Consider the following 20,436-nt stretch of genomic DNA (forward strand, 5'->3'; position numbering starts at 1 on the left):
GCGATGAGGCCTTGAAGATTTACATCAGCCAGCCAGACCTACATACACGTTCTGCACGTCATCATTGTCATCGATGGCCGTGAGGAAGGCTTCGACTTCGGCCATCTGCTCATCGCTCAAGCCGCTGACCGGGTTCTTCGGGGTGTACCCGATCTTCGCCGAAACAACGGTGAAACCTTGAGCAGGCAGGGCCTTCTGCACGGCATCCAGGTCGGTGGTGTCGGTGATGAACAGGGTCGAGCCCTCTTCTTCACCTTCTGCGAAGTCCTGGGCGCCGGCTTCGATGGCGGCCATTTCCGGGTCGGCGTCGGCCGAGCTCGGGGTGGCTTCAATCAGGCCAACGTGGTTGAAGTCCCAGGCCACCGAGCCCGAAGCACCCAGCTGGCCTTTGCGGAACAGTACGCGGATTTGCGCCACGGTACGGTTGACGTTGTCGGTCAGGCACTCGACGATCAGCGGCACCTGGTGCGGGGCAAAACCTTCGTAGGTCACCGCAGTGTAGTTCACCGCGTCGCCATCAAGCCCAGCACCCTTGCGAATCGCCCGCTCCAGGGTTTCGCGGGTCATCGAAGCCTTTTTGGCCTGCTCGACCGCCAAACGCAGGCGTGGGTTCATGTCCGGGTCAGCGCCAGCCTTCGCGGCGATCTGGATCTCTTTGGACAGCTTGCCCATGATCTTGCCTTTGGCGTTGGCTGCTGTTTCTCTATGCTTGGCTTTCCACTGTGCGCCCATCTCGACTCTCTTTGTTTCAGGTGCCGGTTCAGGTAGCGACCGGCAAAGTGGGTGCAGTTTATACGTCCTCGTGGTGGCAATCGACAAAAAAACTACTCAGGCCTTGTCGGCTTTGCCCGCCGCCGCGGCAAAGCGCGCCAGGCGTACGTCCAGGCGGCGCGGGCGATGCCCGTGGTCTTCGGCCTGCTCCTTGCGACGAATGGCATTGCGCACCATCAGCGAGCCCAGGTAACGGATCGGTTCGGGCGGGAAATAGCCCAGCGGACCGTTGACCAGCGGCGAGCGGGTCCATGGGTTATCCAGCCCCAGCGCCAGTGAAGAAAGGATCTGCCCGCCCATATGACAAGGGCCGACACCGCTGCCCGAATAACCGAAGCCATAAAACACATTGCCCTGGTGGCCCAGACGGCCAAAGAACGGCAAGCCGGTCACCGAACGGTCCGAAGGCCCGTTCCAGGTAGCCGCCACCGGCACCTGGGCCAAGATCGGAAAGAATTCCCCAAGGCTACGCCGCAACAGCGCCTCATAAGGCGACGGCTGGTCGAACACCGGCAGCATCCGGCCACCGTAGGCAAAGGTATTGCCACCCTTGCCGAGCATCAGCCGGCCATCGCTGGTGTTGTGGTAGTAATGCACGAATATCCGCGAATCCAGCACGCTGACGCCGCTGGTCAAGCCGATCTGACGCAGCAGCTGCGGCTGCGGTTCGGTAATGATCATGTCGCTGGAGACAATCGCCACGCTGCGTTCGAACTGCGGGAACGCCCGCGCCATCCAGGCATTGAGGGCCAGCACCACACGGCCGGCGCGGACCGTGCCACCGGCGGTTTCCACCCCGGCCTGGGGCCCTTCCTGCAAACCGGTCATGGCCGTGCCTTCGTGGATGCGCACACCTTTTTGCAGGGCAACCCGGCGCAGGCCACGCACCAGCTTGCCCGGTTGTACCGTGGCGGCGGCCGGCGAGAACCAGCCTTCCAGATGCTTGGCCGAGCCCGCCAGGCGTTGTACCTGCTCCACCGGCAAGCGCTGGAACGAGTTGATGCCCTGGCGCTCCAGGGCGGCAATCACGCCATCGGTGGCGCCCATCTGGGCGCGGTTGGTGGCGGTGTACAGGGTGCCGTCCAGACGGTAGTCGGCATCGATGCCATGGGCCCGGCAAAAATCACCGATGGCATGGATGCTCTGCTCCGAGGCCTTGACCAGGCGCACCGCCTCCTGCATCCCGAACAGGCGTTCGAGGGTGAAATACTTGGCCGACCATGACAGGGCGCATCCACCGTTGCGCCCACTGGCCCCGGCACCACAGATGTCGGCTTCGATCAGCACGACGTCCAGCGCCGGGTTGTGTTCCTTGAGCATCAGCGCGGTCCACAGGCCGGTGTAGCCACCGCCGACAATGCACACATCGCAGTGGGTGTCAGCGGCCAGCGCCGGGCATGCGCTGGATTGTTCCTGATCCAGCGCCTGTTGCAGCCAGAAGGGTCTCATGATCGGCTTCCTTGAAGGTTTCAGGTGCGCAGCGGTTTGATTGCCATGGCGGTGTTCGGGGCCACGGCCGGGGTGTGTTCGGCAGTTGCCGGTCGACTGTTCCAGTGCGGCACCAGCACCAGCGCCGAGAACAGCGCGCAGCCGGCAAACACGATGAACACCGTGACACCGTCGAAGTAACCCGGCAGCAGCCCGCCGAGAATTGCCCCCACCGAACCACAGCCGTTGACGAAACCGGCCGCCGTGGCACCGGCCTTGGCACTGCCGAAGTCGATGGCCGCCGCGCCACTGATCATTGAGTCGGGCCCATACAGGGTCAGGCCCATGACAAACAGCAAAGCCACCACCAAAATCACGCTGCCGCTTTGCATCGCGCCCATAAACAGCGCCAGCACTACCGTGAGTACCAACAGACTGATCACACAGGCCGGCATGCGTCGGGCGCCGAACAGCTTGTCCGAAGCCAGGCCAATCAGAATCGGCCCGAGCAAGCCGGCCAGCTCGAAGGCAGTGGGGATGATCGCTGCACCGACTTTGCCCACCGAGGGCATCTGTTCAAAGACCATCACCGGCCCCCACAACAGAATCGCGTAGCGCGCCGGCTTGAGCATGAAGTACGCCAGGCCCAGGGTCAGCACAGTGCGGTTGCGCAGAATCTCGCGCAGCGGCGCCCAGACGCTGCAAATCGTCGAACCGGGCACCATGCTTTCAGGCTCCGGCTCTACCGCAGGCAGACCGATGTCTTCAGGCTTGTTGCGCTGCAGGAAGAAGAACAGTACGGCCACCAGCGCTACTACTGCGGCACTGGAGAAGAATGCCGCATGCCAGCTGCCGATCAGGGTGTAGGCCCACCAGCCGGCAAACGGCGAAGCGACCAGGCCGCCAAAGGCGTAGCAAGAACTCCACAGCCCCAGTACCCGCCCGCGCTGCGATGACGGAAAGAAACTGCCGATGTTCTTGCACAACCCCGCCCAGCCGGTGGACTGCGCCAGGCCCTGGACCAGCATGCAGGTGGCGAAGATCGGGAAGGTCGCGTAACTGCCCATCACCAAGGCTGCCGCCGCCGAGATCACCAGGCCGCCGAGCACCACCACCCGTGGCCCGAAGCGGTCGGCGAGCATGCCCCAGGTGAACTGCCCTACCGCGTAAGCCGCCAGGTAGATGGCGTCGAGGTTGGCCATGGCCATTTTATCGAGGGTGAAGCTTGGGTCTTCGCCGATGCCCAGTTTGGCGACGGAGAACGCTTTGCGGGTGAAGTAAAACGCAGCGTAGGCAATCCAGGTAATGGCAAAAATCTGCACGCGCCAACGCTTGATATCTGCAATGTGTTTATTCATGGTGACCCTGACCTCGGAGCTTGAGTGTGCCGGCAGAATTTGAAAAAACGCCTGTTTTGTTCTTGTGTTGCGCACTGCGTGACGGCCGGTCAGGACCGTCACCTGGTCAGATGGAACCTGGAGCAAGGGGTGTTGTTATGCCTTGTCAGCCAGCTCCATGACCCACCGGTCACTGCAGGTGACGTGGCGGGCTGGAGGAGATAGAAACAATTACTGACTGATAAATAAAATCGATTTATCGTATTTCACAAATAAGCTCAGCTTGTAACAGGTGCTGCGATGTCGGTTTCCCATGCTCAGTTGAAAGCTTTTCACGCCGTTGCCCTGCACGGCAGCTTCACCCGTGCCGCCGAACGGTTGTTCCTGACCCAGCCGGCCATCTCCGATCAGGTGCGCAAACTGGAGGAACGCTTCGGCGTGCTGCTGTTTCACCGCAACAAGCGTTCGGTGCAATTGACCGATCTGGGTGAGCGCTTGCTGGGCATTACCCAACGCCTGTTTGCCGTAGAGGCCGAGGCCCATGAGCTGCTCCAGGACTCACGCGCCTTGCAGACCGGCACCCTGGTACTGGCGGTGGATGCGCCGGTGCACGTCCTGCCGCAAATCGCCCAGTTCTGTCAGCAGTACCCCGGTATCAGCGTCAAGATCGAGACCGGTAACACTGATGAGTCGCTGCTACGGCTATTCAATTATCAGGCCGACCTGGCCCTGCTCGGTCGTGATGTCGATGACGAGCGTCTGCTGTGCGTGCCGATGCGCAGCGATCCGATGGTGGCCTTTGTCTCGCATAACCACCCTTGGGCCAGCCGTGGCTCGATCAGCCTGGCCGATCTGGATGACACGCCAATTGTGCTGCGTGAGCCGGGCTCGGTGACCCGCCAGACCCTGGAAGAAGAAATGCAACGCGCGGGCCTGCGCATTCGTCCGGCGATTCAGGTCGAAGGCCGGGAAGCGGCGCGCGAGGCGGTGGTGGTGGGGATTGGCGTCGGTGTGGTGTCGGCGGCCGAGTTCGGCGCCGATGCGCGGGTGTGTGCATTGCCGATTGTCGATTGTCAGCGGCGCCTGACCGAGACTTTGGTGTGCTTGCGTGAGCAGAGCTCACGGCGTCTGGTGGCGACGTTTTTGCAGATGGTGCGGGATAGTCTTTGATATCGCGATCGCGGGGCAAGCCCGCTCCCACCGGGTGAACCACTCCGCCCGGTGGGAGCGGGCTTGCCCCGCGATCAGACCTACGCCGCTTCCCTCCCCCGCGCCACCGCCTGTGCCGCCGCCAGCATCGCACGCAACAACACCGCGCAGCCATCCGCCAGGTCCTCGGGCGCGGCATTCTCGATTTCGTTGTGGCTGATCCCCCCTTCACAAGGCACGAAAATCATCCCAGCCGGCCCCAGCTCGGCGAGGAAGATCGCGTCATGCCCGGCGCCACTGACGATGTCCATGTGGGACAACCCCAGGCCCTGAGCAGCACTGCGCACCGCCTCGACACAGCTCTGTTCGAAGTACAGCGGCGGGAAGTCCGCGGTCGGGGTCAAGGTATGGCTCAGCCCATGCTGCTGGCAGGTGCTGCTGATCACCTCGCGCACCTGGGCGATCATCGAATCCAGACGTTCCGGCTGCAGATGACGGAAGTCCAGGGTCATACGCACCTCGCCTGGTATGACATTGCGCGAGCCCGGATACGCCTGCAGACAGCCGACAGTGCCACAGGCATGCGGTTGATGCTCCAGGGCCACACGATTGACCGCCGCCACCACCGCACTGGCGCCCACCAGGGCGTCTTTGCGCAGGTGCATCGGCGTCGGCCCGGCGTGCGCCTCGACACCGCGCAAGGTCAGGTCAAACCACTTCTGGCCAAGGGCGCCAAGGACCACGCCGATGGTCTTGTGCTGATCCTCCAGGATTGGTCCCTGCTCGATATGCGCTTCGAAATACGCCCCCACCGGGTGACCACTGACCGGCCGCGGCCCGGCATAGCCGATGGCGTTGAGCGCCTGGCCGACGCTGATGCCCTCGGCGTCGGTCTTGGCCAGGGTTTCTTCCAGGGTAAATTTCTCTGCGAACACCCCCGAGCCCATCATGCATGGGGCAAAGCGCGAGCCTTCTTCGTTGGTCCAGACCACCACCTCCAGCGGCGCCTCGGTTTCGATCTTCAGGTCATTGAGAGTGCGCATGACTTCCAGCCCGGCCAGGACCCCAAAGCAACCATCGAACTTGCCGCCGGTGGGCTGGGTGTCGATATGGCTGCCGGTCATCACCGGCGGAAGCTGCGGGTTGCGCCCTGGACGGCGGGCGAAAATATTGCCAACGCCGTCGATAGTGACGGTACAACCCGCCTCCTCAGTCCATTTGACGAACAGGTCGCGGGCCTGGCGATCAAGGTCGGTCAGCGCCAGGCGGCACACCCCGCCTTTGACCGTAGCGCCGAGCCGGGCCAGATCCATCAGCGACTGCCACAGGCGTTCGCCGTTGATATGCCGATGGGTCGATTGCAGAACGTCCTGTGCTGTTTGCATGCTGTTCTCCTGCATCTGCTGCCTGGCCTCTGCGGGCCATAGGCGCTACACGGTGGGTTTGAGGTTGGCCGCACGGGCAGTCTTGAGCTGGCCGAGCGCGTAGTAGATCAGCCCGCCCAGGGCGGAGCCGGTGAACCAGCCAAAGTCGTAGAACCAGCTGAAAACCTGGCTTTGCAGCGACAGCAGGGTCAGCGCCACTGGCACCCCGAAGGCAATGAAGCCGGCGGCATTCCAGGCCGGGTAGACGTCATCGCGGTACAGGCCGGCCAGGTCCAGGGTCTGTTTGCGCAGCAGGAAGTAGTCGACCACCATGATCCCGGCAATCGGCCCGAGCAGGCTGGAATAACCCAGCAGCCAGTTGGAATAGACACTCTCCAGGCTCACGTCGCTGACAATCAGCCCAAGCTTTTTCAGCAGCTCATGCGCCATCAGCAACAAGCCGACCAGGCCGGTGAGCAGCACCGCCTTGGTGCGCCCGATCCACTTGGGCGCAAGGTTCTGGAAGTCGTTGGTGGGCGAAACGATGTTCGCTGCAGTGTTGGTCGACAAGGTGGCGATGATGATCAGGGCCATGGCCAGGGCCACCCACACCGGGCTCTGGATATGCCCGATCAGGCTGACCGGATCGGACACAGTCTGCCCCACCAGCGACGCCGAGGCAGCGGTCAGCACCACACCCAATGCCGCGAACAGGAACATGGTCAGCGGCAGGCCGAAAATCTGCCCGAGGATCTGGTCTTTCTGGCTTTTGGCGTAGCGGCTGAAGTCGGGGATATTCAACGACAAGGTGGCCCAGAAGCCCACCATAGCGGTCAGCCCGGCAAAGAAATAGCCATAGACGCTGGCCCCTTCCGGACGTTTGGGTGGCTGCGCCATCAGCTCACTGATCGACACGTTGGGCAACGCCCACACCAGCAGCCCGGCACCGACCAGCACCAGCAACGGCGCCGAAAGGGTTTCCAGCCATTTGATCGACTCGGCGCCGCGCAGCACCACCCACAGGTTCAGGCACCAGAACAGCATGAAGCCGATCACTTCGCCAGTGCCGCCCAAGGCCTTCCAGTCCGCCGACAACGACCCGAGGAACAGGTGAATGGCCAGGCCACCGAACATGGTCTGGATGCCGAACCAGCCACATGCAACCAAGGCACGGATCAGGCACGGCACGTTGGAGCCGATGATGCCGAACGAAGAACGCAACAGCACCGGAAAGGGAATGCCGTACTTGGTCCCGGGAAAGGCATTGAGCGTCAGCGGAATCAGCACCACGGTGTTGGCCAGCAGGATCGCCAGCAACGCTTCGCCCACCGTCAGGCCGAAGTAAGCGGTCAGCACCCCGCCCAGGGTATAGGTCGGCACACAGATCGACATGCCGACCCACAGCGCGGTGATGTGCCATTTGTTCCAGGTGCGCTCCTGTACCTTGGTTGGAGCGATGTCGTGGTTGTACCGGGGGCTGTCGAGGACGTCGCTGCCGGCGTCGAGTTCATACAAGCCATCACGTTCACGCACTTGCGATCGGGTCTGCTGCATGGCCACTCCACTGTTCTTGTGTTTTTGGAGGTACTTGCACGGGCATAAGGGCAATCACGGGTACCCATGAGAAATCTTGACCATTTCCACAACCTGTCAAGAACGACAAGACCACTGGTCGTTTTGTCAGAACACAAGAACAGCTATGAATATGTTTAATTTCATACGTTTACATCAGATATAAGCATATAAATTAATTATTTGCCGATTTTCAGAACCCCTACTAGATTCATTTCCTGACAGCGATGACAGGTTTTGACCTACGCTGCAAAAAGAACAAAACCTAGAACCGGTATCAACCGGTCAAGCCTGCGAGGAGCCTCTGATGACGCTTATGATTCGTGGTGCCACCCTGATTACCCATGAGGAAAGTTATCGTGCCGACGTGCTCTGTGCCGACGGAGTGATCAAGGCCATCGGCACCGACCTCGACCTCCCCAACGGCTGCGAGATTCTCGATGGTAGCGGCCAGTACCTGATGCCCGGCGGCATCGACCCGCACACCCATATGCAGCTGCCCTTCATGGGTACCGTGGCCAGCGAGGACTTCTATAGCGGCACCGCTGCCGGCCTTGCCGGCGGCACCACCTCGATCATCGACTTCGTCATTCCCAACCCCCAGCAGTCCTTGCTCGAAGCCTTTCATCAGTGGCGCGGCTGGGCTGAAAAATCCGCCTCCGACTACGGCTTTCACGTCGCCATCACCTGGTGGAGCGAGCGGGTGCGGGAGGAAATGGGCGAGTTGGTAAGCCAGCACGGCGTCAACAGTTTCAAGCACTTCATGGCCTACAAGAATGCGATCATGGCCGCCGACGATACCCTGGTCGCCAGCTTCGAACGCTGCCTGGAGCTGGGTGCGGTGCCCACCGTGCATGCCGAGAACGGCGAGCTGGTCTATCACCTGCAGCGCAAGCTGCTCGCCCAGGGCATCACCGGGCCCGAAGCGCATCCGTTGTCGCGCCCCTCCCAGGTTGAGGGTGAAGCGGCCAGCCGCGCCATCCGCATTGCCGAAACCCTCGGCACACCGGTGTACCTGGTGCACGTGTCGACCCGCGAAGCACTGGACGAAATCGCCTACGCCCGCGCCAAAGGCCAGCCGGTCTACGGCGAAGTGCTGGCCGGGCACTTGCTGCTGGACGACAGCGTCTACCACCATCCTGACTGGCAAACCGCCGCCGGCTACGTCATGAGCCCGCCCTTCCGGCCGCGCAAGGACGGCCACCAGGAAGCCCTGTGGGGCGGCCTGCAATCGGGCAACCTGCACACCACCGCCACCGACCACTGCTGTTTCTGCGCCGAGCAGAAAGCCGCGGGCCGCGATGACTTCAGCCGTATCCCCAACGGCACCGCCGGTATCGAAGACCGCATGGCGGTGCTCTGGGACGAAGGGGTGAACAGCGGCAGGCTGTCGATGCAGGACTTTGTTGCGCTGACGTCCACCAACACCGCGAAGATCTTCAACCTGTTCCCGCGTAAAGGTGCTCTGCGCGTCGGGGCCGATGCCGACCTGGTGCTCTGGGACCCGCAAGGCACGCGGACCATTTCTGCGGCGACGCATCATCAACAGGTCGACTTCAACATCTTCGAAGGCAAGACCGTGCGTGGCATTCCCAGCCACACCATCAGCCAGGGCAAGCTGGTCTGGGCCAATGGTGACTTGCGTGCCGAACGAGGTGCCGGGCGATATATCGAGCGGCCGGCGTATCCGGCAGTGTTCGATCTGTTGAGCAAGCGGGCCGAGCATCAGCGTCCGGTAGCGGTTAAGCGCTAGCAGCATCGCGGGGCAAGCCCGCTCCCACAGGTATCACCTTCCCCGGTGGGAGCGGGCTTGCCCCGCGATCAAAGCCCCAACAATAAGAAACATGAGGAAACCACCGTGATCGAGTCCCTCAGCCACCTCCCCCGACCGTCCACCGACAATGCCGCACTGGCCGAGCACTTCAGCGACCTGGCGCCACCGCTGAACGCCCGCCAGGCCGCCGTGGAAGCTTCCCGCTGCCTGTACTGCTACGACGCCCCGTGCGTCAACGCCTGCCCCAGCGACATCGACATTCCCTCGTTCATCCGCAACATCCACCAGGAGAACGTCCAGGGTGCGGCGGAAAAAATCCTCTCGGCCAACATCCTCGGCGGCAGCTGCGCGCGGGTCTGCCCGACCGAAATCCTCTGCCAGCAAGCTTGCGTGCGCAACCATCACCAGGAGTGCGCCCCGGTACTGATCGGCTTGCTGCAACGTTATGCCCTGGACCATGCCGAGTTCAAAGAGCACCCCTTCCAGCGCGCCGCCAGTACCGGCAAGCGCATTGCCGTGGTCGGTGCCGGGCCTGCCGGTTTGTCCTGTGCCCATCGCCTGGCCTGGCACGGCCACGACGTGGTGATCTTCGAAGCCCGGCCCAAGGCCGGCGGCCTGAATGAGTACGGGATTGCCAAGTACAAGGTGGTCGATGACTTCGCCCAGCGCGAGGTGGACTTCGTCCTGCAGATCGGCGGTATCGAAATCCGCCATGGCCAGGTGCTCGGCGAAAACCTCAGCCTGGCCGAGCTGCAACAACAGTTCGATGCCGTGTTCCTTGGCCTTGGCCTGAACGCCAGTCGCCAACTGGGCCTGGCCGACGAAAGCGCCCCCGGCATGCTTGCCGCCACCGACTATATCCGCGAACTGCGTCAAGCCAACGATCTGACCACCCTGCCCGTGGCCGACCGCTGCATCGTCCTCGGTGCCGGCAATACCGCCATCGACATGGCCGTGCAGATGGCCCGTCTCGGTGCTCGCGATGTCAATCTGGTGTACCGCCGTGGTTTCGAGGACATGGGCGCCACCGAGCATGAGCAGCACATCGCCAAGGAAAACCAGGTGCGCCTGTTGACCTGGGCCCAACCTGAACAAGTGCTGCTCGACGAGCAAGGCCGGGTACGCGGCATGCGCTTTGCCCGCACGCACATGCTCGACGGTCGCTTGCAGTCCACAGGAGAAACCTTCGAACTGGCCGCCGATGCCATTTTCAAAGCCATCGGCCAGGCCTTCGACGGTCAGGCGCTGAGTGACAGCAGCGCGCAAACACTGGCCCGCGATGGTGATCGCATTCGCGTCGATGAACACATGCGCACCAGCCTGCCCGGCGTGTACGCCGGCGGCGACTGTACCCACCTCGGCCAGGACCTCACCGTCCAGGCCGTGCAGCACGGCAAGCTGGCCGCCGAGGCCATGCATGCGCAACTAATGCTCAATGTGGAGGCTGCATAATGGCTGACCTGTCGATCGAATTCGCGGGCATCAAAGCGCCCAACCCGTTCTGGCTGGCCTCGGCGCCGCCTACCGACAAAGCCTATAACGTGGTCCGTGCGTTCCAGGCCGGCTGGGGCGGCGTGGTCTGGAAAACCCTTGGCGAAGACCCGGCCGCGGTCAACGTGTCGTCGCGCTACTCGGCCCACTACGGGGTCAACCGCGAGGTCATGGGCATCAACAACATCGAGCTGATCACCGACCGCTCGCTGGAAATTAACCTGCGCGAAATCACCCAGGTGAAAAAGGACTGGCCCGACCGCGCGCTGATCGTGTCGTTGATGGTGCCCTGCGTCGAGGCGTCGTGGAAGGCCATCCTGCCGCTGGTGGAGGCTACCGGTGCCGACGGCATCGAACTGAACTTCGGCTGCCCCCACGGCATGCCCGAGCGCGGCATGGGCGCGGCAGTCGGCCAGGTGCCGGAGTATGTCGAACAGGTGACCCGCTGGTGCAAGACCCATTGCTCGCTGCCGGTGATCGTCAAACTCACCCCCAACATCACCGACATCCGTCAGTCCGCGCGTGCTGCCCATCGTGGCGGTGCCGATGCGGTGTCGCTGATCAATACCATCAACTCGATCACCAGCGTCGACCTCGAACGCATGGTCGCCCTGCCGATTGTCGGCGACATGAGCACCCACGGCGGCTACTGCGGCTCGGCGGTCAAACCGATTGCCCTGAACATGGTCGCCGAAATCGCCCGCGACCCGGCCACCCGCGGCCTGCCGATCAGCGGCATCGGCGGCATCGGCAGCTGGCGCGACGCCGCCGAGTTCATTGCCCTGGGCTGCGGCGCCGTGCAGGTATGCACTGCAGCGATGCTGCATGGCTTTCGCATCGTCGAAGACATGAAGGACGGCCTCTCGCGCTGGATGGACAGTCAGGGCTACCGCAACCTGCAGGACTTCAGCGGTCGCGCCGTGGGCCACACCACCGACTGGAAGTACCTGGACATCAACTACCAGGTCATCGCCAAAATCGATCAGGACGCCTGCATCGGCTGCGGACGCTGCCATATCGCCTGCGAAGACACCTCGCACCAGGCCATCGCCAACCTCAAGCAGGCCGATGGCAGCCACCGCTACGAGGTGATCGACGCCGAGTGCGTGGGCTGCAACCTGTGCCAGATCACCTGCCCGGTGCAGGACTGCATCGAGATGGTGCCGCAGGACACCGGCAAGCCGTTCCTCGACTGGCAGCATGATCCGCGCAACCCCTACCGCGAAGCCTCCTGAGGCGTGGCCACAAACAACGAGGGAGGATCAGTGATCCTCCCTCGTTGTTTGTCCTCAGTGCATATCGCTGCGTCGATACAGGCTCAAGCCCACCGCCAGCGCCGCCAGCATCCCGGCGCAGCTGCGGTTGATCCATTGCAGGGTGCGCGCCGAAAAACGCCGCATGGCATGCCGGCCACCGTAGGCATAGACCGCCATCATCACCCCGTCGAGGGCAGCGCTGGTGATCGCCAGCACCAGGTACTGTTCGGCCACTGGCTGGTCGGGGCGAATGAACTGTGGCAGAAATGCCGAGAAGAACAGCAGCCCCTTGGGATTGGACAAGCCAACGAACAGCGCGCGTAGAAAGGCTGAACGGCCACTGGCGCCGGTATTCATCGGCACCCGCTCCAGGGCATTGCTCGGCGCGTGCCAGAGCACCCAGGCCAGGTACAACAGGTACACCGCGCCGACCCATTTGACCAGGCTGAACAGCTGTTCGGAGGCCTGCAACAAGGCACCCAGGCCACAGCCAACGGCAGCGATCAGCAGCAGGTCGGAGAGCATCGCCCCGGCCATGCCGAAGCCGGCCACGCGCATGCCGTGAGTGGCACCGTTGTTGAGCGCCAGGAGCATGGCCGGGCCTGGAGTGATCATCACCGCACCGGCGGCGATGATGTAGAGCAAAAGTGTGGAAGCGTCCATGGCGGTTTCCGCAGACAGAAAGGCGCCAGCATGCCTGTTCGATGCGCTCAGGACAACGCCTGTCATCAGGCCGCGACGACCCTTGGCGGTTTGCCTTTATCATGGTGCGTACAAGGAATGTTTACCTCGAGGAAGCCTCTGCCATGCTGTACCGCCTGAGCGCCGATGGTCTGGTGCTGTTTCACCTGTTGTTCATTCTGTTCGTGCTGTTCGGCGGCTTGCTGGTGCTCAAGTGGCGCGGGGTCCTGTGGTGGCACCTGCCGGCAGTGTGCTGGGGCATCGCGGTGGAGTTCTTTCATCTGTTCTGCCCGCTTACCGACTGGGAAAACCACTTGCGTCAGGCCGCGGGCCAGGCCGGTTACGAAGGCGGATTCATCGAGCATTACATTCTACCGATCATCTACCCGGCGGGGCTGACGCCGGGTATTCAGGTGTTGCTGGGCTCGGTGGTGGTACTGGTCAATGCCCTGGTGTACCTGCAGGTAATCCGCCAGTGGCCGCGCCGGCAGCCCAGCCGCTGAAGCCGGCCTTCAGCGCGTAACGACAATGAACAGCCGCGGGAATGGCAACAGCACCTTGCCGTCAGCCGCTGCCGGGTAGTCTTTCTCCATGGCGTGCAGGTAATCCGTGAGGAAGCCCTGCTGTTCATCGCCGTCCAGTGCCGCCAGGTACGGACGCAAGGCGGAGCCCTTGAACCACTCCACTACCGCATGCGCCCCGCCCGTCAAAGGATGGTAATAGGTGGTACGCCACACTTCGACCTGGCGGCAATGGCGGCTGAGAATGTCGTAGTACTCGGCAGCGGTATGCCGTGGCGGATGCTTGATTGCAGCGATCTTGTCAGCCCATGGGCCTTGGCTGGCGATCTCGCGGGCCCGGCGATGGGCCGGCTCGTCGAGATTGTCCGGGGTCTGGATGGCCAGGCTGCCGCCCTCGGTCAGTTGCCTGACCAGGTGCGGGTACAACTCGGCATGATCGGGCAGCCACTGCAGCGAAGCGTTGGCGAGGATCACATCCACACCCTCGGGCGCGGTCCAGCTGGCAATGTCGCCCAGGGCGAAGTCGATAGTTGGCAGGCGCTGGCGTGCGGCCCGGATCATGTCCTCGGAGCTGTCGATGCCACTGACTGCTGCCGCCGGATAACGCTCGGCCAGTACCTGGGTCGAATTGCCCGGGCCGCAGCCCAGATCGACGGCCGTGCGGATGTTCTGCTGCACCAATGCCGCCACCAGGTCGCGCACCGGCCGGGTGCGCTCGTTTTCGAAGGTGCTGTACTGCGTCGCGGACCAGCTCATTGTTGAGTCCTTGTTCGTCAGTGAAAAAGTCGCAAGCAAGCATAGAATGCCCGCCACAATTCGCCTATTGCCATGCGCTTGCCTTTAACATGAGCGCCATCAGTCCACCTGCCGGAAGCCTGCCATGACCTTGCACATCCGCCCTGCCTGCCGCGACGACGCGGCCCAGATTCTTGCCTTCATCACCGAGCTTGCCGACTACGAACGCGCCCGCCACGAAGTGATTGCCAGTGTCGCCGATATCGAACGCACCCTGTTCGACGACGGCGCCAAGGCCCTGAGCCTGATCTGCGAGCGTGACGGCAAGGCCATCGGCTACGCGGTGTACTTCTACAGTTACTCGACCTGGCTGGGACGCAACGGCATCTACCTCGAAGACCTGTACATCACCCCCGACCAACGTGGCGGGGGTGCGGGTAAACAGCTGTTGCGCCATATCGCCGTGGAAGCCTGCGAGAACGGCTGTGGCCGCCTGGAGTGGAGCGTGCTGGACTGGAACGAGCCGGCAATTCAGTTCTATCGCTCGCTGGGTGCCCAGCCCCAGGACGAGTGGGTGCGCTATCGCCTGGAAGGTGACGGCTTGAAGGCATTTGCCCAACAGTAATCCACTGTGGGAACGGGCTTGCTGTGGGAGCGGGCTTGCCCCGCGATTGCAGGCTGTCAGTCACATCGCATCGCGGGGCAAGCCCGCTCCTACCGCTAACCCGCTCTCACCGGCCTTACGGCTCCAACCCGATCCCGCGCAAGATCACACTGGTCACCGTCTGCACCGCTCGCTCGAACTGCAGGTCGGTGAGCGGCTGATGGTCGTTGAGCAAGCCGACCTGGTGGCTGAAATCGGCGTAGTGCTGGGTCGACGCCCAGATCATGTACAACAGCCCCGAAGGCTCCACCGCGAGGATGCGGCCATCGTCGATCCACTGGCGGATCTTCGCTTCCTTCATCTTGGCCCAGTCATACAACGGGTCGTCGAGCGCCGCGCCGAGGTTGGGCGCGCCATGGATGATCTCGTTGGCCCAGACCTTGGAACCATAGGGCCGCGTGCGTGAATGGTTCATCTTGGCGCGGATGTAGCTGCTCAGCACGATGCGCGGATCGTCGTAAAGCTCAAAGCACAAGGCATCCTGCTTCCATACTTCAAGCAGGCCGAACAACACCGCCTGGTACAGCTCGGCCTTGGTGCTGAAGTAATAGTGCACATTGCTGCGCGGCAACTGCGCCGCCTCGGCGATGTCGGCCATGGCAGTACCGGCGTAGCCCTTCTCAGCAAAGACCTGCTCGGCGGCCAGGAGGATATTGTCGACATTGCGTTGGCGAATGCTGAGCTTGTGCTGGGTCATGACCAGATCCATTGCGACTGACGCTGCAAGGCTACCACCAGGCTCTGCCGATTCGTGCGTCGGCGGCAAAAAAGTTGTGTCGGCGCAGGGATTTTTCCTCAGGCGCGCAGTCGCAATACTGCACGTCTCATTTCAACAGCCCTTCACAAGGAGCCTTCCCATGCCCATTCCCCTGCTCGGCCTCGGTACCTTTCGCCTTAAAGACCAGGTGGTGATCGACTCGGTCAGCCAGGCCCTGGAACTCGGCTACCGGGCCATCGACACCGCGCAAATCTACGGCAACGAAGCCGAAGTCGGCAGCGCCGTTGCCGCCAGCGGCATCCCCCGCGACCAGCTGTTCCTGACCAGCAAGATCTGGATCGAAAACCTCAGCGCCGACAAGCTGATCCCCAGCCTGAAGGACAGCCTGAGCAAGCTGCGCAGCGACTACCTGGACCTGACCCTGATCCACTGGCCATCGCCCAAAGGCGCTGTTGCGGTCAGCGAGTTCATGGGCGCCTTGGCCGAAGCCCGTGACCAGGGCCTGACCCGTCAGATCGGCGTATCCAACTTCACCATCGACCTGCTGCGCCAGGCCATCGACGTGGTCGGCAAAGACGCCATCGCCACCAACCAGATCGAACTGCACCCCTACCTGCAAAACCGCAAGCTGGTCGAGTTCATGCACAGCCAGGGCATCGCCGTGACCTCATACATGACTTTGGGTTATGGCAAGGTTCTGCAAGACCCGGTGATCCAGGCAATCGCCGGGCAATACAACGCCACCCCGGCGCAGGTCACCCTGGCCTGGGCCATGCAACTGGGCTATGCGGTAATCCCGTCCTCGACCCGTCGCGAGAATCTCGCGGGCAACCTCAAGGCCCGCGAGCTCAAGCTCAGCGCTGCGGACATGACGAAAATCGCCGCCCTCGACAGCGGCCTGCGCCTGACCAGCCCGGAAAGCCTGGCACCGGCCTGGGACTAACCTTGATCGCTGCAGGCCAGGGCCAACTTCAGATACTGCAGGGTGTGTTGCTGGCCGGCCGAGTCGATATAGACCATGCTGGCCTGCACCACATCGCAGAGGTCGGTTTCAGGCTCGCTCATGGCCACCACCCGAGCGATATCCAGCGGCATGCCGTAGTGATACACAGCGATTGATTCGGCGGCTTGGGCGCTGGCGGTAAGCAACAGCCCCAGGCCCAGCAGAGTTCGCAGGTACATGGCGACGCTCCTATGTGCGCAAGAGGTTCGCCGACGTGCCGGAGAACCCCGACTTCTAAAGTGTGGCGCGCCTGCGCCAAGGCGTCGGTCGAGGGGATCAACGGCAGTTTCAGGGTAAATCGGGTAATCTCGATGCCAGTCAATGGCGCACGGATTCACCCCAGCATGGAACTTCATATCAGCCTGCAAGGCAGAAAAGGTCTGGCCGAACAGCTCTACCAGCAACTGCGCGAGGGTATCGACAGCGGGCGCCTGGCCGCCGGCACGCAACTGCCGCCAACCCGGCTGCTGGCCGAACAATTGGGGGTGTCACGCAAGACCGTGGCCGAAACCTACTCGCGCCTGACCTACGACAACCTGCTCAGCGGCAAGGTCGGCAAGGGCACCTTCATTACCCCGGCCTCGACCCGTTTAGCGCCCGCTGGCCCCGCCATCCCCCTGGCAAGCGCCGCGACCCTGGCCAAATGGCGTTCCCGATCCAACCTGCTGGCTGATCTGGCGCCAAGTACCTTGCGCTACGATTTCATCGGCGGTGCTTCGAGCAAGGCCCAGTTTCCCTTCGATGACTGGCGCCGCTGCAACCAGTACGCGCTGCGCCAGATCCGTCGCGGCAGCGCCCGCTACGCAGCCCATCAGGGTTTGCCGGAGCTGCGCGAAGCCATCGCCCGGCATATCGCCTTCGCCCGTGGTGTACGGTGCCACAGTAGCGATGTACTGGTGTGCAACGGCGCCCAGCAGGCCCTGGACCTGATCGCCCGGATCCTGATCGAGCCTGGCTGCCGGGTGGCCATGGAAGACCCCGGCTACACCCCGGCACGCCAGCTGTTCCTGTCTCAGGGCGCGCAGCTGCAGTACGTGCCCGTGGATGACCAGGGCCTGTGCGTGGAACAGATTGCCGAAGGCACCCGGCTGATCTACGTCACCCCCTCGCACCAATTCCCGCTGGGCATGCCGATGAGCCTGGCACGTCGCCAGGCCCTGCTGGAGCGCGCCGCGGCATTGGGCGCAATCATCATCGAAGACGACTACGACAGTGAGTTCCGCTACGAAGGCCGGCCCACCGACTCACTGCAGAGCATGGACCGGCATGGCCTGGTGGCCTATGTCGGAACCTTCTCGAAAACCTTGTTGCCGGAACTGCGCCTGGGCTACGCCATCGTCCCCGAGGCCCTGCGTGAAGCCATCTGTGTTGCCAAGCAACTGACCGACTGGCACACCCCGACCCTGAACCAGTGGGCCCTGGCCCGCTTTATCAGCGAAGGCGCGTTGCTCAAACATATCCGCCGCGTGCATGAGGTCTATGCCGCGCGTCGCGAACGGATCCTGCAACGCTTGCAGGGCGACCTGGCGCCCTGGTTCGAGGTGATTCCGGCCACCGCCGGCTATCACCTGAGCGCCCTGACCAAGGGCGGCCTGGAGGTGGAATTCCTGATCAACATGGCGCGCAAGGTCGAAGTCGGGCTCTACTCGCTGGCGCCCTTCTATGCCCAGGCACCGATACGTTCCGGGCTGTTGTTGGGTTTTGGCGCGATCGAGTTACTGGACATCGACCCGGCCCTCGACCGGGTGCGTGACACCTTGCAGACCCTCGGTTGATTGGCCTCCTGAGATTCGCCGCAATTGGCTATTCGAGCATCACCGCAGCGGCGCTAAGGTAGTGCCATCGCCGCCTGATGCGGAACTTACCGGAGAACAGAGATGAGCAATCGTATCGAATGGGCCAAGCACTCGCCTGAGGCCTACAAGGCAATGGTCGGCCTGGAAATGGCCCTGGGCAAGTCCGGGCTGGAAACCTCGCTGCTGGAGCTGATCCGCCTGCGCGCTTCGCAGATAAACGGCTGTGCCTACTGCGTCAACATGCACGCCAATGATGCGCGCAAGGCCGGCGAAACCGAGGCTCGCCTGCAAACCCTGAGTGTCTGGGAAGATACCGCTTTCTTCACGCCCCGTGAGCGCGCAGCCCTGGCCTGGACCGAAAGCCTGACCCGTCTGCCTGACCGCCATGCACCGGAACACCAGTACCGCGCCCTGCTCGAACACTTCAGCGAAGCCGAGGTAGCCAACCTGACCCTGGCCATCGCCACTATCAACGCCTGGAACCGTTTCGGCGTCGGCTTTGCGATGATCCCCAGTTGATCAGTCAGTGACACCTCCGTTGGGAGCAACTGTCTTGACCTGGTGCTTTGAAAGCGGCCTCTGCTGTGGGAGCGGGCTTGCCCCGCGATTGCGATCAGTCAGTCACATCGCATCGCGGGGCAAGCCCGCTCCCACAAAGACAGTTGCTCCCACCGAGCAGCACTCAGCCGGCCGGCGTCGGCATCACCGGTGGCGTGTATTGCAACGTGGTACCGAGCAGCCACAGCAGGAACAGCACCAGCGGAACATGCACCAGCAACTGCACGAAGGAGAAGCCGATCAGGTCGCGCGCCTTCAGGCCCAGCACCCCCAGCAGCGGCAGCATGTAGAACGGGTTGATCAGGTTCGGCAGCGCCTCGGCGGCGTTGTAGATCTGCACCGCCCAGCCCAGGTGGTACTGCAGGTCATTGGCCACCAGCATCACGTACGGCGCCTCGATGATCCACTTGCCGCCGCCGGAAGGAATGAAGAAGCCCAGTACCGCCGAGTACACGCCCATCAGCAGCGCGTAGGTATCGTGGGTAGCGATCTGCACAAAGAAGGTCGAGATGTGATGCGCCAACGTTTGCGCATCGACCCCTTTAACCTGGGTCAGGATTGCCGCGATCGAGCCGTACAACGGGAACTGGATCAACACCCCGGTGGTGGTCGGCACCGCGCGGGCGACTGCGTCGAGGAAATTGCGCGGGCGCCACTGCAGCAAGGCACCGAGCATGATGAACAGCAGGTTGTAGGTGTTCAGCCCGGAAATCGCGGTGATCGCAGGTTTGGTCGTGAACTCGTTGTACAACCAGCCCGCCGCCAGCGCTACCAGCAACAGGATCAGGATCGGGCTGTACTCCAGCCACTCGCCCGGCCGGGTGCGCTGCGGCGGCGGTGGTAGCGAAAAACTGGGGTCGATGCCGCAGTCTTGAGCGCTACGGGCACTGCCCGGCCCCGGTGCGGTGGCGTAAGCCACAACCAGGGAAACCAGTACCAACGCCAGAAGCATTACGCCCGACTGCCAGAGGAAAATGGTTTCGGTGAACGGGATCACGCCAGTGATGGCCAGAATCGACGGTGGCAGGCTGGCCGGGTTGGCCTGCAACTGCGCCGCCGACGACGACAGGCCCAGGGCCCAGACGGCGCCCAGGCCCAGGTAAACGGCAGCGCCAGCGGCGCGGTAATCCATGCGCAGGTCGGTACGGCGCGCCAGGGCGCGTACCAGCAAGCCGCCAAACACCAGCGACAGGCCCCAGTTGAGCAACGACGCCAGCATCGAAATCAGCGCCACCCAGCACACCGCCGAGCGACCGTTTTTCGGGAGCCGCGCCAGGCGGTCGATCAATTTGACTGCGGGGGGAGAACTGGCGACTACATAGCCGCCGATGACCACGAAGGCCATCTGCATGGTGAACGGAATCAGGCTCCAGAAACCGTCGCCAAAGGCCTTGGCGGTATCGGTAGGCTTGGCGCCCATGGCCAGGGCGGCGACGGAGACCAGTATGACTGCCAGGGCGGCAAACACCCAGGAGTCGGGGAACCAGCGTTCGGCCCAGCTTGAGCAACGCAGGGCAAAGCGAGCGGAGCGGCTGTCTTGGATATCAGCGGCCACGTTATTTTCCTTTTATCGTTGTTTTTTTGGCATAGCGAAGACCTCATCGCGGGGCAAGCCCGC

The 20,436-nt window shown here is 62.8% G+C and carries 19 protein-coding genes; 9 read left to right on the forward strand and 10 right to left on the reverse strand.

Annotation, left to right across the window (positions count from 1 at the left end; translation table 11 throughout):
- Positions 1-24: 24 nt before the first annotated feature.
- The 3 genes from PSAKL28_RS16270 to PSAKL28_RS16280 form a co-directional block, all read right to left on the reverse strand.
- Complete coding sequence (locus PSAKL28_RS16270; RefSeq protein WP_038612430.1) at positions 25-732, reverse strand: YebC/PmpR family DNA-binding transcriptional regulator; 708 nt, start codon at positions 730-732, stop codon at positions 25-27.
- A gap of 96 nt (positions 733-828) precedes the next feature.
- A complete protein-coding gene (locus PSAKL28_RS16275; protein ID WP_038612433.1) occupies positions 829-2,220 on the reverse strand; it encodes an FAD-dependent oxidoreductase in 1,392 nt (463 codons plus the stop codon).
- 20 nt (positions 2,221-2,240) lie between these two features.
- Positions 2,241-3,557: an MFS transporter gene (locus PSAKL28_RS16280; RefSeq protein WP_038612435.1), complete on the reverse strand. Its 1,317-nt coding sequence runs from the start codon at positions 3,555-3,557 to the stop codon at positions 2,241-2,243.
- A gap of 279 nt (positions 3,558-3,836) precedes the next feature.
- On the opposite strand from PSAKL28_RS16280, the gene PSAKL28_RS16285 reads away from it, so the two are divergent.
- Complete coding sequence (locus tag PSAKL28_RS16285; RefSeq protein WP_038612437.1) at positions 3,837-4,706, forward strand: LysR family transcriptional regulator; 870 nt, start codon at positions 3,837-3,839, stop codon at positions 4,704-4,706.
- Positions 4,707-4,786: 80 nt separating this feature from the next.
- Here PSAKL28_RS16285 and PSAKL28_RS16290 read toward each other — a convergent pair whose 3' ends face one another.
- Both PSAKL28_RS16290 and PSAKL28_RS16295 read right to left on the reverse strand, forming a co-directional pair.
- The gene (locus PSAKL28_RS16290; RefSeq protein WP_038612440.1) at positions 4,787-6,070 is read right to left on the reverse strand and encodes a Zn-dependent hydrolase; all 1,284 of its coding nucleotides are present in this window, start codon (positions 6,068-6,070) and stop codon (positions 4,787-4,789) included.
- Between the two features lie 45 nt (positions 6,071-6,115).
- A complete protein-coding gene (locus tag PSAKL28_RS16295) occupies positions 6,116-7,603 on the reverse strand; it encodes an NCS1 family nucleobase:cation symporter-1 (protein WP_038612443.1) in 1,488 nt (495 codons plus the stop codon).
- Between the two features lie 325 nt (positions 7,604-7,928).
- Here PSAKL28_RS16295 and hydA point away from each other — a divergent pair, with 325 nt between their 5' ends.
- From hydA to preA, 3 genes are all read left to right on the forward strand, one after another.
- Positions 7,929-9,374 carry a dihydropyrimidinase gene (gene hydA, locus PSAKL28_RS16300; protein ID WP_038612446.1) on the forward strand — a complete coding sequence of 482 codons (1,446 nt, stop codon included), beginning with the start codon at positions 7,929-7,931 and terminating at the stop codon, positions 9,372-9,374.
- Between the two features lie 105 nt (positions 9,375-9,479).
- Positions 9,480-10,847, forward strand: a complete 1,368-nt coding sequence (locus PSAKL28_RS16305; RefSeq protein ID WP_038616791.1) for an NAD(P)-dependent oxidoreductase — start codon at positions 9,480-9,482, stop codon at positions 10,845-10,847.
- Entirely contained in the window at positions 10,844-12,121 is a 1,278-nt protein-coding gene (preA, locus tag PSAKL28_RS16310) for an NAD-dependent dihydropyrimidine dehydrogenase subunit PreA (RefSeq protein ID WP_096335679.1), read from the forward strand. Before PSAKL28_RS16305 ends, preA begins: the two co-directional genes overlap by 4 nt.
- A gap of 54 nt (positions 12,122-12,175) precedes the next feature.
- Here the strand turns inward: preA and PSAKL28_RS16315 are convergent, their stop codons facing one another.
- On the reverse strand, positions 12,176-12,805 hold the full coding sequence (locus PSAKL28_RS16315) for a LysE family translocator (protein WP_038612452.1): 630 nt from the start codon (positions 12,803-12,805) through the stop codon (positions 12,176-12,178).
- A 143-nt stretch (positions 12,806-12,948) separates the two neighbouring features.
- Between PSAKL28_RS16315 and PSAKL28_RS16320 the strand changes: the two genes are divergently transcribed.
- Entirely contained in the window at positions 12,949-13,326 is a 378-nt protein-coding gene (locus tag PSAKL28_RS16320; RefSeq protein WP_038612455.1) for a DUF2784 domain-containing protein, read from the forward strand.
- Between the two features lie 9 nt (positions 13,327-13,335).
- Here the strand turns inward: PSAKL28_RS16320 and tam are convergent, their stop codons facing one another.
- Complete coding sequence (gene tam / locus PSAKL28_RS16325) at positions 13,336-14,100, reverse strand: trans-aconitate 2-methyltransferase (protein WP_038612458.1); 765 nt, start codon at positions 14,098-14,100, stop codon at positions 13,336-13,338.
- A 124-nt stretch (positions 14,101-14,224) separates the two neighbouring features.
- On the opposite strand from tam, the gene PSAKL28_RS16330 reads away from it, so the two are divergent.
- Positions 14,225-14,704, forward strand: a complete 480-nt coding sequence (locus PSAKL28_RS16330) for a GNAT family N-acetyltransferase (protein ID WP_038612461.1) — start codon at positions 14,225-14,227, stop codon at positions 14,702-14,704.
- Positions 14,705-14,819: 115 nt separating this feature from the next.
- Here the strand turns inward: PSAKL28_RS16330 and PSAKL28_RS16335 are convergent, their stop codons facing one another.
- Positions 14,820-15,440: a TetR/AcrR family transcriptional regulator gene (locus tag PSAKL28_RS16335; RefSeq protein ID WP_038612464.1), complete on the reverse strand. Its 621-nt coding sequence runs from the start codon at positions 15,438-15,440 to the stop codon at positions 14,820-14,822.
- Between the two features lie 160 nt (positions 15,441-15,600).
- Between PSAKL28_RS16335 and dkgB the strand changes: the two genes are divergently transcribed.
- Complete coding sequence (gene dkgB / locus PSAKL28_RS16340; RefSeq protein ID WP_038612467.1) at positions 15,601-16,404, forward strand: 2,5-didehydrogluconate reductase DkgB; 804 nt, start codon at positions 15,601-15,603, stop codon at positions 16,402-16,404.
- On the opposite strand, the gene PSAKL28_RS27720 is transcribed toward dkgB, so the two are convergent.
- A complete protein-coding gene (locus PSAKL28_RS27720; protein WP_038612470.1) occupies positions 16,401-16,643 on the reverse strand; it encodes a DUF2790 domain-containing protein in 243 nt (80 codons plus the stop codon). The genes dkgB and PSAKL28_RS27720 overlap by 4 nt on opposite strands.
- Positions 16,644-16,808: 165 nt before the next feature.
- On the opposite strand from PSAKL28_RS27720, the gene pdxR reads away from it, so the two are divergent.
- Positions 16,809-18,239: a MocR-like pyridoxine biosynthesis transcription factor PdxR gene (gene pdxR, locus PSAKL28_RS16350; RefSeq protein ID WP_038612472.1), complete on the forward strand. Its 1,431-nt coding sequence runs from the start codon at positions 16,809-16,811 to the stop codon at positions 18,237-18,239.
- Between the two features lie 102 nt (positions 18,240-18,341).
- Positions 18,342-18,779: a carboxymuconolactone decarboxylase family protein gene (locus PSAKL28_RS16355; RefSeq protein WP_038612474.1), complete on the forward strand. Its 438-nt coding sequence runs from the start codon at positions 18,342-18,344 to the stop codon at positions 18,777-18,779.
- Positions 18,780-18,942: 163 nt separating this feature from the next.
- On the opposite strand, the gene PSAKL28_RS16360 is transcribed toward PSAKL28_RS16355, so the two are convergent.
- The gene (locus PSAKL28_RS16360) at positions 18,943-20,373 is read right to left on the reverse strand and encodes a short-chain fatty acid transporter (RefSeq protein ID WP_038612476.1); all 1,431 of its coding nucleotides are present in this window, start codon (positions 20,371-20,373) and stop codon (positions 18,943-18,945) included.
- Positions 20,374-20,436: the final 63 nt, after the last annotated feature.

Origin of the sequence: Pseudomonas alkylphenolica, from assembly GCF_000746525.1 — a bacterium.
Lineage (GTDB): Bacteria > Pseudomonadota > Gammaproteobacteria > Pseudomonadales > Pseudomonadaceae > Aquipseudomonas > Aquipseudomonas alkylphenolica.

Excerpts from the sequence above, each read along its gene's own strand:
- PSAKL28_RS16320 (WP_038612455.1), top strand. The coding sequence starts at position 12,949 with ATGCTGTACCGCCTGAGCGCCGATGGTCTGGTGCTGTTTCACCTGTTG.
- PSAKL28_RS16270 (WP_038612430.1), bottom strand. The coding sequence starts at position 732 with ATGGGCGCACAGTGGAAAGCCAAGCATAGAGAAACAGCAGCCAACGCC.
- PSAKL28_RS16355 (WP_038612474.1), top strand. The coding sequence starts at position 18,342 with ATGAGCAATCGTATCGAATGGGCCAAGCACTCGCCTGAGGCCTACAAG.
- PSAKL28_RS16295 (WP_038612443.1), bottom strand. The coding sequence starts at position 7,603 with ATGCAGCAGACCCGATCGCAAGTGCGTGAACGTGATGGCTTGTATGAA.
- PSAKL28_RS16335 (WP_038612464.1), bottom strand. The coding sequence starts at position 15,440 with ATGACCCAGCACAAGCTCAGCATTCGCCAACGCAATGTCGACAATATC.
- PSAKL28_RS16275 (WP_038612433.1), bottom strand. The coding sequence starts at position 2,220 with ATGAGACCCTTCTGGCTGCAACAGGCGCTGGATCAGGAACAATCCAGC.
- hydA (WP_038612446.1), top strand. The coding sequence starts at position 7,929 with ATGACGCTTATGATTCGTGGTGCCACCCTGATTACCCATGAGGAAAGT.
- dkgB (WP_038612467.1), top strand. The coding sequence starts at position 15,601 with ATGCCCATTCCCCTGCTCGGCCTCGGTACCTTTCGCCTTAAAGACCAG.
- PSAKL28_RS16280 (WP_038612435.1), bottom strand. The coding sequence starts at position 3,557 with ATGAATAAACACATTGCAGATATCAAGCGTTGGCGCGTGCAGATTTTT.
- PSAKL28_RS16285 (WP_038612437.1), top strand. The coding sequence starts at position 3,837 with ATGTCGGTTTCCCATGCTCAGTTGAAAGCTTTTCACGCCGTTGCCCTG.
- PSAKL28_RS16290 (WP_038612440.1), bottom strand. The coding sequence starts at position 6,070 with ATGCAAACAGCACAGGACGTTCTGCAATCGACCCATCGGCATATCAAC.
- PSAKL28_RS27720 (WP_038612470.1), bottom strand. The coding sequence starts at position 16,643 with ATGTACCTGCGAACTCTGCTGGGCCTGGGGCTGTTGCTTACCGCCAGC.
- PSAKL28_RS16315 (WP_038612452.1), bottom strand. The coding sequence starts at position 12,805 with ATGGACGCTTCCACACTTTTGCTCTACATCATCGCCGCCGGTGCGGTG.
- pdxR (WP_038612472.1), top strand. The coding sequence starts at position 16,809 with ATGGAACTTCATATCAGCCTGCAAGGCAGAAAAGGTCTGGCCGAACAG.
- tam (WP_038612458.1), bottom strand. The coding sequence starts at position 14,100 with ATGAGCTGGTCCGCGACGCAGTACAGCACCTTCGAAAACGAGCGCACC.
- PSAKL28_RS16330 (WP_038612461.1), top strand. The coding sequence starts at position 14,225 with ATGACCTTGCACATCCGCCCTGCCTGCCGCGACGACGCGGCCCAGATT.